Source organism: Pannonibacter sp. XCT-53 (assembly GCF_009915765.1).
GTDB classification, from domain to species: domain Bacteria; phylum Pseudomonadota; class Alphaproteobacteria; order Rhizobiales; family Stappiaceae; genus Pannonibacter; species Pannonibacter tanglangensis.
Map to the genome: position 1 here is coordinate 1561375 of NZ_JAABLQ010000001.1, position 12108 is coordinate 1573482.

Sequence of the window (12108 nt, forward strand, 5' to 3'; positions counted from 1 at the left end):
CCGGGCGCGGGCTGGCAGGCGGACAGGCCGGCGGACCGCACCGCCTGACGGGCTCCAGCCTGCACCCGCCCGGTTAACCTTCCGCTAACGCTTCGACGTCGCGCTTGCAAGCGCCCGGCTGCGATTTCCATTGCTTGCCAAGGCGCTCATCGGACCGTAAAAGGGACTCTACGGATTTCGGTTTGCAACCGATACCGGCTCGACGGGTGAGACAGCACGGCTGTCCACATCTCATCTGAGGTTAGACCGGACGCACGGCACGGGGCGAGGCCATTCAAACCCGACCGTCAGCGGCCCGACCGGATGGGAAGATGACCGGGACCGCGTTGCAGGCTTCACGGGAATGCCCGCCTTTTTGACGTGGTTGCTTGCCGGGAGTAAAGCCCGGATCCGGACATTCAAGGGCGCGGTGCAAGGGCAACGGCCGGCGCACCCTGCCAGATCGCAACACCAGTTCAACATGGGCAGGCACTGCCTTGACGATTTTCGCGATGCATGCGGGCACAGAACAGGCGGCGGAGACCCCGAGCGGGAACCGTTGCACCGCAGTCATCAGCGCGCGCAGGCCAGCCTTCTTCCTTCTCACATCAAGCGACAAGAAAACGATTCGCCGTGCCTTCAGCGATGGAGCGCGTTCGCCGCGCCCAGAAGGATCGGGAATCGTGGAGATCCCTATCAATGGCAAACAAGATGCTGATCGACGCGGCACACCCGGAAGAGACCCGGGTTGTCGTGGTCCGTGGCAATCGGGTTGAAGAATTCGACTTCGAGGCAGCTAATCGCAAGCAACTGCGCGGAAACATCTATCTGGCGAAGGTGACGCGTGTCGAACCGTCGCTCCAGGCCGCCTTCGTCGAGTATGGCGGCAACCGGCACGGCTTCCTCGCCTTCAGCGAAATCCACCCGGACTATTACCAGATCCCGATGGCCGACCGGCAGGCCCTCCTCGAGGATGAAAAGGCCGAGGACGAGCGCCGCGAGGCTGCCGAGCGCGCCGCACAGGCGCGGAAGTCCGAAGAGGACCACGGCGCCGACGACAGCGACGGCGACGAGGGGGACGACGATGCGGACCATGTCGAGTCCGTCGGTGCCGAGGATGCCCTCGAGGAAGTCCCGGAGCGCCGCACCCGGCAGCGCCGGCAGTACAAGATCCAGGAAGTCATCAAGCGCCGCCAGGTGCTGCTGGTGCAGGTGGTGAAGGAAGAGCGCGGCAACAAGGGCGCTGCGCTGACGACCTACCTGTCGCTCGCCGGCCGCTATTCCGTCCTCATGCCGAACACCGGTCGCGGTGGCGGCATCTCCCGCAAGATCACGCAGCCGACCGACCGCAAGCGCCTGAAGAAGATCGCTTCGGAGCTGGATGTGCCGGAGGGGATGGGCGTCATCCTGCGCACGGCCGGTGCCAGCCGCACCAAGGCCGAGATCAAGCGCGACTTCGAGTACCTGATGCGCCTGTGGGAGAACGTGCGCGACCTGACGCTGAAGTCGTCGGCGCCCTGCCTCGTCTACGAGGAAGGCAGCCTGATCAAGCGTTCGATCCGCGACCTCTACAACAAGGACATCGACGAGGTTCTCGTTGCCGGTGACGACGGGTATCGCGAGGCCAAGGACTTCATGCGCATGCTCATGCCGAGCCATGCGAAGAACGTGCAGCCCTACCGCGATGCCACGCCGATCTTCACCCGCTTCGGCGTCGAGCCGCAGCTGGACGCTATGTTCTCGCCGCAGGTCACCCTGCGCTCGGGCGGCTACATCGTCATCAACCAGACCGAAGCGCTGGTGTCGATCGACGTGAACTCGGGCAAGTCGACGCGCGAGCACAACATCGAGGACACCGCCCTCCAGACGAACCTTGAAGCGGCCGAGGAGATCACCCGCCAGTTGCGCCTGCGCGACCTGGCCGGCCTCATCGTCATCGACTTCATCGACATGGAGGAGAACAAGAACAACCGGTCCGTCGAGCGCAAGCTCAAGGATTGCCTGAAGAACGACCGCGCCCGCATCCAGGTGGGCCGGATCTCGCACTTCGGCCTGCTGGAAATGTCGCGCCAGCGCATCCGCACCGGTGTTCTGGAAAGCTCCACCACCGTCTGCCCGCATTGCCATGGCACCGGCATGATCCGCTCGGTGGAGTCGGTCGCTCTGCACGTGCTGCGCTCGCTGGAAGACTTCCTGCTCAAGGGCGTGTCGCACAACATCATCGTGCGGACCAACACCTCGGTCGCGCTTTACATCCTGAACCAGAAGCGCAAGCACCTCGGTGACCTCGAGGCCCGCTTCGCCCTCGACATCTCGGTCCAGGCCGACGAGATCGGCCATGGCCAGCATTACGTGCTCGAACGCTCGACCCCGATCGACCGCGAGCGCGTTCCGATCCCTGCCCCGACCTCTGTCCAGCCCGACACGATCATGATCGACGACGTCGATGACGTCATCGAGGAGGAAGAGGACGAGCAGGACGAGGTCGAGGTCGAGGTGACCGAGCGGCCGGCGTCCGGTGAAGACGGCGAGCGCAGCCGCCGCCGTCGCCGCCGCAAGCGCCGGCGTGGCCCGGACGGTGCCGGCCAGGGACAGTCGGAGGCATCCGGCGACGGGAGCAGGCGCGGCGATCTTGCTGGCAACGGCTCCGCCGATGGTGATGGCGAAGGTGACGAAGGCGAAGGCGACGAGGGCGACGACGAGCGCGGTGCCACCGGCGAGGACGGCGAGCCGAAGCGCAAGCGTCGGCGCGGCCGGCGCGGTGGCCGTCGCGGCCGGCGTAACGGCGAACGCGAAGCCTCGGCCGGTGACGGCAGCGAGGATGGCGAGGCCGTCGCCGACGCAGCCGCGGACGCGGAAGCCGACGGGGCCGAGCGCGAAGGCGCTGGGGACGATGACCGTGATGGCGATGCCGGCGGGACGGAAGCCGGCGATGCCGCCGGTGAGGCGACCCGCGATGCGGATGCCGGCGACGAGGCAGCTGCGGCCCCGGCCGTCGAGGCAGCCGCAACCGCTGCCCCGAAGGCCCGGGCCCCTCGCGGCCGGCAGTCCAAGGCGGCGGCGGCCCGCGCGGCAGCCGCAGCGGCGGCCGAGGCAGCCGTTGCAGAGGCGGCCGGAGCCAACGAGGCCGGTGCGGCTGCGGACGAGACTGATGGCGAGACTGGGAGCGAGACTTCGGTCCAGACCGGGGACAAGACGGCCGGGGACGAGACGGCAAGCCCGGTCGCCCCTGCCGCCACGGACGTGGATGGCAATCCGGACGGCGCGGCCGTGACCGAGGCCGCCGAGACGGCTGTCGCAGAGCCTGCCGAACCGGCAAAGCCGCGGGCCCCGGCCACCCCGGTCGTGACCAGCGAGCGTCTCGGTGACGGCACGCCGGAACCGGGCGACGACGACGACGGCAAGCCGAAGCGCTCCGGCTGGTGGCAGCGGCGGTCGTTCTTCTGAGACCGCCGTCCGGCATAGGTCCGGCTCAAGCAGATCTGAAGGCCTCCGGGTATCCACCCGGAGGCCTTTCGTCTTTCGGGAGTGTGGACCGGGCGGCTTGCGGGGCGACCGGGCGCCCTGCCCGCCCGCTCAGGGACAGGCCACCGCGTTCGCAAGCCCGCACTGGAAGAACGCCTGCCCGCCGGTGTTCCACTGGATCAGAAGGCCATAGTTGTGGCTCTCGCCAATGGGATAGACCGGGGCGTTGAGAAACGTGTGCTGAACGGCGAGACGGAAGGCATCGAGGTTCGGCATGTCGGCCGCGTTGGCGTAGGTCTCGCAGGCCGCCTGCCAGGTCATTCCGCTGGCGGCATAGGGCTGCGTCGTCCAGACCGTCATGATGTTGTCCGCCACGGCGGCAAACTGGTTGCCCGGCTGAAGCCCCGCATCATAGCGGTTCTCGGCACTCGCCACGTCCGGGTTGCCGTTGCCGACCAGCTGGCAGGGGCCTTGCGGGCCATAAAGGGCGGGGATCTGGTTGCCATAGAGCTGGTTGGTTTCGGCGAGAACCGTCTGGACGCCGCTGGCCGCGTTGCAGCTGTCGAAATAGACCCTGGCCGGCAGCGAGGGGTGCGCGGCAAACAGGTTGGCCGCGAACTGCGCCTTGGCGAAAGGACCGATGTCATCCTCGTTGCCATGGGAAACGACAAAAATGTCCTGCCGCGCGTCGAAGGCGACGGCCGCGCTCATGGCCACCACCTGGTTGGTGTCGGCGCGCATGTAGAAGACGTCGTTGGCCCCGAACCGGCTGGATACCCAGAGCGTGTCGATGGCATCGCGCGGGTTGTCGCAGATGGCCGAGGTCATGACGACGGCCCCGTCGGCAAGGGCTGCCGACATCTGGGCCAGGGCAAGGAGTGCGGCGGTCAGGCTGACCTTCAGGCGGGTACGCAGGGCAGGCATGGGTGGCTCCCGGTGGTTGAGGACACCGGGAGGGACGCATGCGCCTGCGCAGACGTGACGGCGACGCCCCGAGCGGCTCAGCCGCGCTTCTGTCTCCAGGCCGTCAGCCGGTCGAGCGCCTCGGCCATGTCGGAATGACTGCCCGCAAAGGAGAAGCGCAGGAACCGCGCCCCGTTGTAGGGGTCGAAGTCGGCCCCCGGCGTGGCCGCAACGCCGGCCTCCGTCAGCATGGCGCGGGTGAAGGCGAGCGAATCCTCGCAGATCCCGCGCACGTCCGCATAGATGTAGAAGGCGCCGTCCACCGGCAGCAGACGGTCGAAGCCGATGGCCGGCAGCCGCTCCAGCAGGAGGGCGCGGTTGGCGGCGTAGCCGGCCTTGACGGCCTCGAGCTCGACCCGCGCGTCAAAGGCGGCCGCCGCCGCGATCTGCGACAGCTCCGGCGGGGAGATGTAGAGGGACTGGGCAATCCGCTCGGCCGGGCGCATTAGCGCCTCGGGCAGGACCATCCAGCCGATCCGCCAGCCGGTCATGCAGTAGTATTTCGAGAAGCTGTTGATGATCAGGGCGTTCTGCGAGGTCGACAGGGCAGTTGCCTGCACCCCCTCATAGACCAGCCCGTGATAGATCTCGTCCGAAAGGAACCAGATGCCGGCCTCGTCGCAGTAGCGCACCAGCTCCGCGAGCGCCTCCGGCGTCATCATGGTGCCGGTCGGGTTGGCCGGGCTTGCCACGAGAACCCCCTTGACCGGGCCATTGGCCGCTGCCGCCTCGATCAGCTCCGGCGTCAGGCTCCAGCGCGTTTCGGGACCGACCTCGATCTCCACGGGCACGAGACCAAGCGCGCGGATGATGTTGCGATAGGCCGGATAGCCCGGAGCGGTCAGCACGATCCGGTCGCCCGGATCGAAGGCGGCGAGGAAGGCCAGGTTGAAGCCGGCCGACGAGCCCGTCGTGACCATCACCCGGTTCTCGGGAACGTCGACGCCATAGGTGTCGTGGTAGTGGCGGGCGATGCGGCGGCGCAGCGGCAGGATGCCGGCTGCCTCGGTGTAGCCGAGCCGGCCGCCGGCGAGTGCGGCGCGGGCAGCCTCCAGAACCGGTCGCGGTGCCGGTGCCCCCGGCTGCCCCACCTCCATGTGGATGATGCTGCGCCCTTCTGCCTCGAGGCGGCGGGCGGCGGCAAGAATGTCCATGGCAAGAAAGGGATCGACGGCACTGCGGCGGGAGGGAGCGAGCGGGTGTCTGGTCACGGGAGCTGTTTCCTCGGAAGAACCGGAGACCGGCAGGATGCCCCACCGGCGCCCGCGGCCTGGTGTTGCGGCGGGCCGCGATGCTGTAGCCGATTGTTGCCGTCCTGTCGCCCCATTCGAACGGTTGACTGGAGGTCCGATGGTGCCTGCGTCGGGGGGCGCGCGGTTGATTTGTCGCGGGAGGCTCCCTACCCTCTGGCCCAGGTGCCCTGATCCAAGCCGGCCGACCGGTTGTCCGTTCTGGAGGATGTCCTTCCCGTGACCGCAACACCAGCGTCCCTGCCCCTCGCCCGCGCCCGCCGTGCCGCATCGCTGCTGCGCCAGGCCGCCGCGCTTGTCCTTGCCACGGCGCTTGTCCTGCCCACGCTCGGCAGCCGCGCCGAGGCCCAGGGGCGCAAGATCCCGCTGGTGCGGGATGCCGAGACGGAAGAGCTCCTGCGCGACTACGCCAAGCCGATCTTCCAGGTGGCCGGCATCGCGCAGGGACAGGTCGAGATCATTCTCGTCAACGACACCGACTTCAACGCCTTCGTGCCGGATGCCCGGCGCATGTTCATCAACATCGGCGTCATCATGGGGGCAGAGACCCCCGGCGAGGTGATCGGCGTCATCGCGCATGAGGCCGGACACATCGCCGGCCGGCATCTGGTGCGCCTGCGCGAGGCGGTCGCCAATGCCCAGATCATGGCCGTCATCGGCACGGTGCTCGGTGCCGGTGCGGTGGTGGCCGGAGCCTCCCAGGGGGCGGGCGGCCTCGACGGCGGCGGCGCGGCCATGGCGCTCAGCGCCGGCAGCATCGGCCAGCGCTCGCTGCTGGCCTACCAGCGGGGCGAGGAAGCGGCGGCCGACAAGGCGGCCCTGCGCTACCTGGAGCTGACCGGCCAGTCGGCTCGCGGCATGCTCAAGACCTTCGAGCGCTTTGCCGACCAGCAGCTCGTGTCGGCCCGCTACGCGGACCCTTACGCGATGAGCCATCCGATGGCCCGCGAACGCTATGCCGCGCTTGAGGAAGGCGCGCGCAAGAGCCGCTTCTTCGACACGCCCGCCCCGCCGGCGCTGCAGGCGCGGCACGATCTGGTGCGGGCAAAGCTGATCGCCTTCGCCAGCCACCCCAATGTGGTGGCGCGCGAGTTCCCGGCCTCCGACACCAGTCTGCCGGCGCAGTATGCACGGGCGATCGCGGCGATGCAGTCGCGCGGCAAGGGAGCGCTGAAGGAGATCGACGCCCTGATCCGGCAGCAGCCGAACAACCCCTATTTCCACGAGCTGCGCGGCCAGGCGCTGCTGGAATCGGGCAGTCCGCGCGAGGCCATCCCCTCGTTCCAGCGGGCACTGGCGCTGCGGCCGAACGAGGGCCAGTTCCACATCTGGCTGGGCTACGCGCTGGTCGGCTCCAACGACAAGGCGCTGCTGCCGGAGGCCGAGCGGGTGCTGAAGGCCGGCATCCAGCGCGACCCCAACTCGGGCATCGCCTACAGCCAGCTCGCCATCGCACTGGGACGGCAGGGCAAGCAGGCGGAGGCCGACCTTGCGACGGCCCAGGGACTGATGACCTCGGGCGACGTCGAGGGCGCGCGCCGCTATGCGGCGCGGGCGCAAAAGAATCTGAAGCGTGGTTCACCCGCGTGGCTGCAAGCGGATGATATTGTGGCGTATAAACCACCCCAGTTCGGACGCTGAGTCCGCCTTCAACCACCGGACCGGCAAGGGTCCGCCGGGAGTGCTCCATGAAACGCCTGATTGCCGCCGTCGCCGGCGCCCTGATGTTCCTGCCCCTGCTGGCCGCCCCGCTGGCGGCCCAGACGCCCGACAAGGCGGCGATCGAGGCGATCGTGAAGGAGTATCTCCTTGCCAATCCCGAGGTGGTGCGGGACGCGCTGATCGAGCTGGACCGGCGCGAGAAGGCCGCCGCGGAAGCGGCCGCGGCCAAGCTGGTGTCGGACAATTCCAGCCTTCTGTTCAATTCGACCCGGCAGGTCGTGCTCGGCAATCCGAAGGGCGACGTCACGCTGGTCGAGTTCTTCGACTACAATTGCGGCTACTGCAAGCGGGCCCTGTCGGACATGGAAAGGCTGATCGAGGAGGACAAGAACCTCCGCGTGGTGCTGAAGGAGTTCCCCGTGCTCGGCCAGCCCTCCATCGAGGCCGCGCAGGTGGCGATCGCGGTGAACATTGCCGCCCCCGAGAAATATGCCGATTTCCATGCGGCCCTGCTCGGCAACCGCGGCAAGGCCGACATGGCCGTTGCCGTCGAGATGGCCAAGGCCGCCGGCGTCACCCAGCAGGACCTGGAAAAGGCCATGGCCTCGGGTGAGGTCATGGCCACGCTGGAGGAGGTCTACGGCCTTGCCAACCAGCTCGGCCTGACGGGGACGCCCGCCTATGTCATCGGCAAGGACGTCATTCCCGGTGCGGTCGGCTATGACACGCTGAAGGAAACCATCGCCGCCGTCCGCAAGTGCGGCCAGTCGAGCTGCTGAAGGCTCGAATCCCTGGGGGCATGGCCCGCCCTGCCCCCGTTTGGGCTTTTCCTGAACACGGCAAGTCCCTATAAGAGGGCGGACTTCGCGGTCTTGGAGACGGAATGCCCGCAACCCTGTTCATCCTGAACGGCCCCAATCTCAATCGGCTCGGCACGCGCGAGCCGGAGACCTATGGCCGCACGACACTTGCGGACATTGAAGCCCAGTGTCGCGCCACCGGCGCGCGCCTTGGTTTCGACATCGTCTTCCGGCAGTCCAACCACGAAGGCACCCTGGTCGACTGGATCCAGGAGGCAGGCGACGTCGCGCGCGGCCTCATCATCAATCCGGCGGCCTACACCCATACTTCGGTGGCCCTGCATGATGCGATCCGCACGGCGGCCGTCCCGACGGTGGAGGTGCACCTGTCCAACGTCTTCGCCCGCGAAGCCTTCCGGCACCATTCCTATGTGTCGCCGGTCGCTGTGGGCGTGATCTGCGGCTTTGGCGCCAAGGGCTATGACCTGGCGATCGAGGCCCTGGCCAACAAGCTCGGCGCCTGACGCCGGAATCGAAAGAACTCCGTGATGACCAAAGACAACAACAACGGCTTCGATAAAAACCTCATCCGTGAGCTCGCCCTTCTGCTGGACGAGACGAACCTGTCGGAAATCGAACTGGAGCAGAAGGACTTCCGCATCCGCGTCGCCCGCCAGCTGCGCATCGAGGCCTCGGTCCCGACCTATGCCGCGCCGGTCGCCGCGCCGCAGCCGATGGCTGCGCCCGTCGCAGCCGCCGCCGTGGTAGAGGTCGCCGATCCGGCCAAGCATCCGGGCACGGTCCCCTCGCCCATGGTCGGCACCGCCTACCTGTCGCCGGAGCCGGGTGCGCGCCCCTTCGTCGAGGTCGGCGAGCGCGTGAATGAAGGCCAGACGGTGCTGATCGTCGAAGCCATGAAGACCATGAACCAGATCCCGGCTCCGCGCAGTGGCGTGCTGAAGCAGGTCCTCGTGAAGGATGCGCAGCCGGTCGAATACGGCGAGCCGCTCTTCATCATCGAGTAAGGGGCGCCCTCATGTTCTCCAAGATCCTGATCGCCAACCGCGGCGAGATCGCCCTCCGGGTCCTCAGGGCCTGCAAGGAGCTCGGCATCTCGACGGTGGCGGTGCATTCCACGGCCGATGCCGATGCAATGCATGTGCGCCTGGCCGACGAAAGCGTGTGCATCGGCCCGGCGCCGGCGCGCGACAGCTACCTCAACATCCCCTCCCTGCTCGCGGCCTGCGAGATCACGGGGGCGGATGCGGTGCATCCGGGCTACGGCTTCCTCTCGGAAAACGCCCGTTTCGCCGAGATCCTTGAGGCGCACAACATCACCTTCATCGGCCCCACGTCGGAACACATCCGCATCATGGGCGACAAGATCGAGGCCAAGCAGACCGCCAAGCGGCTCGGCATCCCGGTCGTTCCGGGTTCCGACGGCGCGGTCGGTCCGAAGGACGATGCCCATGCCATCGCCCGCGAGATCGGCTATCCGGTGCTGGTCAAGGCGGCGGCCGGTGGCGGCGGACGCGGCATGAAGGTCGCCCTCACCGAGGCAGATCTCGACAACGCGCTTGCCACGGCGCGGTCCGAGGCCAAGGCCGCCTTCGGTGACGATGCGCTCTACATGGAGAAGTATCTCGCCAAGCCGCGCCACATCGAGATCCAGGTGCTGGGCGACGGCCAGGGCAACGCGATCCATCTGGGCGAACGCGACTGCTCGCTGCAGCGCCGGCACCAGAAGGTGCTCGAAGAGGCCCCGTCCCCGTCCCTGAACGCAAGCCAGCGCTCGGAAATCGGCGAGATCGTCGCCGATGCGATGCGCAAGCTGAAGTATCGCGGCGTGGGCACGGTCGAGTTCCTCTACGAGGACGGCAAGTTCTACTTCATCGAGATGAACACCCGCCTGCAGGTGGAGCATCCGGTGACGGAGATGATCACCGGCATCGACCTCGTCAACGAGCAGATCCGCATCGCCGCCGGCGGCACCCTGGGCCTGCGCCAGGAGGACGTGCTGTTCGAGGGCCATGCCATCGAATGCCGCATCAACGCGGAGAACCCGCGCACCTTCGCGCCGTCGCCGGGCACGATCACCTACTACCACCCGCCCGGCGGTCTGGGCGTGCGGGTCGATTCCGGTGTCTATCAGGGCTACCGGATCCCGCCCTACTATGACAGCCTGATCGGCAAGCTGATCGTGCACGGGCGCAACCGCGTCGAATGCATGATGCGCCTGCGCCGCTGCCTGGACGAATTCGTGGTGGATGGTGTCCAGTCGACGATCCCGCTCTTCCGCGAGCTGGTCGACAACCAGGACATCGCCAACGGCCAGTACGACATCCACTGGCTGGAGAAGTATCTGGCGGAGAACAAGGCCTGAGCGGGGGCGGCTGCCCCGGAACCGGTCATGGCAAAACGACGGAACGACAACGGATCGCTGCCGGAAATCACCCCGCATCTGGTGCTGCGCGCCTATGCCTGCGGGATCTTTCCGATGGCGGAATCCGCCGATGACCCGGATCTGTTCTGGGTCGAACCCGAGCGGCGGGGCATCCTGCCGCTCGAGACGTTTCATGTGCCGCGCCGCCTGGCGCGGACGGTGCGCTCGGATGTCTACGAGATCCGCATCGACAGCGACTTCCAGGGCGTGATCGACGGCTGTGCCGCGCCGGCCCCCGGACGGAGCAACACCTGGATCAACAGCGAGATCCGCCGCCTCTATTCCGCCCTGTTCGACATGGGCTACTGCCACTCCGTCGAGGCATGGCATGAGGGCGTGCTGGTCGGCGGGCTCTATGGCCTCAGCCTTGGCGGCGCCTTCTTCGGCGAGAGCATGTTCGCGCGCGCCCGCGACGCCTCGAAGATCTGCCTGACGCATCTCGTCGCCCGGCTGAAGGCCGGCGGTTACAGCCTGCTCGACACCCAGTTCACCACCGAGCACCTCGCCCGCTTCGGCACCATCGAGATCCCGAAGGACATCTATGCGGTGCGGCTGGCAACGGCGATGACACAGGAAGCAAACTTCCACACCCTCCCCCCTGCGGTATCCGGGGCGATGGTCATGGACATCCTGGAGCGCCGCGCCGCGGCTCCGGGCACGACCTGATCGAGGCGCCAACCCGGATGGGATGAGGGGCGAAAGCCAGCGATGCTGATCGCACTGCTTGCCCGTCCCGAAATCACCCCAGGCGAGAAAGCGGCGGAGATCCGGGAGCGGAGCGCCCCGGTCTTTCAGGTATCAATTCAGCGGCATATCGACACCAGGGCGCTGCGGTCGCGGGTTGGCGCTGCGCTGGACCCGGATGACGACACCGGAAGACGACACCGGATGACGACAGGGGCGCACCAGCGGCTAGATGCGCAGCCCCCCTGCTCAGAACAGCGGCGGCTTGGCCCGGGGCACCGGAACGGCCGCGCCATCAAGCGGGGCCTGCGCGGCCTCCGGCGTCGACGGGGCCGCCGTGTCCGCCCCGAGCGTGTCGGCGCCCTCCTGGACCACCTGCACCGGCGGACCCGAGTAGCCCTCCGGCGGCGGAACCGTCGAGGTCTGGCGGCAATCGGTCAGCCACACGTCATAGACGGGATGCTCGACGGCGTGCAGGCCGGGGCTCGCGGCAAACATCCAGCCGGAGTAGATGCGGCGGACCTCGTTGTTGAGCGTGATCTCGTCCACCTGGACGAAAGAGGTCGTCTGCGGGTTTTCGGTCTGCGGACGGGTGTTGCAGACGCGCGGGGTCACCTGCAGCGCACCGAACTGCACCGTCTCGCCGATGTAGACGTCAAAGCTGGTGATGCGTCCGGTGATCTTGTCGAGACCGGAAAACACCGCGACCGGGTTCTCGATCTTCTCGGCAAGTGCCGGGGACAGGCCAAGCCCCCCCAGCGCCGCCAGGCCGAGACCAATCCGCTTCATACTGTTGGAAAGCCGCATGACATCCTTCGGCAGTCAGACTTCGCCACGAAACCAGAGGCGCGTGTAGCACCCG

At 67.6% G+C, this 12108-nt stretch carries 10 protein-coding genes; 7 read left to right on the forward strand and 3 right to left on the reverse strand.

Annotation, left to right across the window (positions count from 1 at the left end):
* Window positions 1-678 precede the first annotated feature (678 nt).
* A complete protein-coding gene (locus tag GWI72_RS07040; protein ID WP_161708213.1) occupies window positions 679-3426 on the forward strand; it encodes an Rne/Rng family ribonuclease in 2748 nt (915 codons plus the stop codon).
* 129 nt (window positions 3427-3555) lie between these two features.
* Here the strand turns inward: GWI72_RS07040 and GWI72_RS07045 are convergent, their stop codons facing one another.
* The gene (locus tag GWI72_RS07045) at window positions 3556-4368 is read right to left on the reverse strand and encodes a hypothetical protein (RefSeq protein WP_161708214.1); all 813 of its coding nucleotides are present in this window, start codon (window positions 4366-4368) and stop codon (window positions 3556-3558) included.
* A 77-nt stretch (window positions 4369-4445) separates the two neighbouring features.
* Window positions 4446-5561: a pyridoxal phosphate-dependent aminotransferase gene (locus GWI72_RS07050; RefSeq protein ID WP_161709118.1), complete on the reverse strand. Its 1116-nt coding sequence runs from the start codon at window positions 5559-5561 to the stop codon at window positions 4446-4448.
* Window positions 5562-5876: 315 nt separating this feature from the next.
* On the opposite strand from GWI72_RS07050, the gene GWI72_RS07055 reads away from it, so the two are divergent.
* The 6 genes from GWI72_RS07055 (at window position 5877) to aat (ending at window position 11228) form a co-directional block, all read left to right on the forward strand.
* Window positions 5877-7298 (forward strand): M48 family metalloprotease, encoded by a 1422-nt coding sequence (locus tag GWI72_RS07055; RefSeq protein ID WP_161708215.1) that lies wholly within the window; start codon window positions 5877-5879, stop codon window positions 7296-7298.
* A gap of 47 nt (window positions 7299-7345) precedes the next feature.
* Entirely contained in the window at window positions 7346-8098 is a 753-nt protein-coding gene (locus tag GWI72_RS07060) for a DsbA family protein (RefSeq protein WP_161673249.1), read from the forward strand.
* 104 nt (window positions 8099-8202) lie between these two features.
* The gene (gene aroQ / locus GWI72_RS07065; protein ID WP_161673251.1) at window positions 8203-8643 is read left to right on the forward strand and encodes a type II 3-dehydroquinate dehydratase; all 441 of its coding nucleotides are present in this window, start codon (window positions 8203-8205) and stop codon (window positions 8641-8643) included.
* A gap of 24 nt (window positions 8644-8667) precedes the next feature.
* Window positions 8668-9144: an acetyl-CoA carboxylase biotin carboxyl carrier protein gene (gene accB, locus GWI72_RS07070; protein ID WP_161708216.1), complete on the forward strand. Its 477-nt coding sequence runs from the start codon at window positions 8668-8670 to the stop codon at window positions 9142-9144.
* 11 nt (window positions 9145-9155) lie between these two features.
* Window positions 9156-10502, forward strand: coding sequence for an acetyl-CoA carboxylase biotin carboxylase subunit (accC, locus tag GWI72_RS07075; RefSeq protein ID WP_161673255.1), 1347 nt, complete (start codon window positions 9156-9158; stop codon window positions 10500-10502).
* A gap of 27 nt (window positions 10503-10529) precedes the next feature.
* Entirely contained in the window at window positions 10530-11228 is a 699-nt protein-coding gene (gene aat, locus GWI72_RS07080; RefSeq protein ID WP_161708217.1) for a leucyl/phenylalanyl-tRNA--protein transferase, read from the forward strand.
* A gap of 267 nt (window positions 11229-11495) precedes the next feature.
* Here the strand turns inward: aat and GWI72_RS07085 are convergent, their stop codons facing one another.
* Window positions 11496-12053 carry a DUF2155 domain-containing protein gene (locus tag GWI72_RS07085; protein ID WP_161673259.1) on the reverse strand — a complete coding sequence of 186 codons (558 nt, stop codon included), beginning with the start codon at window positions 12051-12053 and terminating at the stop codon, window positions 11496-11498.
* Window positions 12054-12108: the final 55 nt, after the last annotated feature.